At 34.3% G+C, this 606-nt stretch carries 1 protein-coding gene; it reads right to left on the bottom strand.

The genetic code is table 11. From position 1 onward, the window contains the following. Positions 1 to 26: 26 nt before the first annotated feature. Positions 27 to 606: acyl-ACP--UDP-N-acetylglucosamine O-acyltransferase (gene lpxA, locus DNK84_RS14015; protein WP_119345036.1), on the bottom strand; the 580-nt coding region annotated here is incomplete at its 5' end.

Here is a 606-nt window from a genome sequence, read left to right on the forward strand (position 1 = left end):
CTCGCCTGCGACAATACCTATTCTCATTATCTTAAAATACCCCTTCTAGAAGTACTTATAACATCAACAAATGGCTCTAAAATAGGATTATCTTTTGCCATATCTTTAATAACTTCTGCTGACTCCTTCATCATTAACCCGCGACGATAAAGAACTTTATAAACTTCTTTTATTTTCTTTATATCTTCTGGAGTAAAGCCACGACGCTTCAATCCTTCGGTATTAATTCCACAAGGAGTAGATCCTCCTGTAACTGCTGTTACCATAAGATACGGAGGAACATCTTTACCTATTAATGCTGCATGAGCGATAAAAGCATGCTTACCAACTCTACAGAACTGATGAACACCAACATTCGAACTAATTATAACAAAATCATCAATATGAACATGCCCTGCTAAGCCAACGCCATTAACTAGATTTATATAATTACCTACTTTACAATCATGTCCTATATGCACATAGCACATAATAATATTATTACTTCCTATCGAAGTTACACCAATTTCCTTAGATGTTCCACCATGGATTGTTGCACACTCTCTAATAATATTATTATCACCTATAGTAACTTGTGAAAACTCACCTTTCTTATAAGTATAATCA

This window comes from Facilibium subflavum (genome assembly GCF_003574485.1).
Lineage (GTDB): Bacteria > Pseudomonadota > Gammaproteobacteria > Francisellales > Francisellaceae > Facilibium > Facilibium subflavum.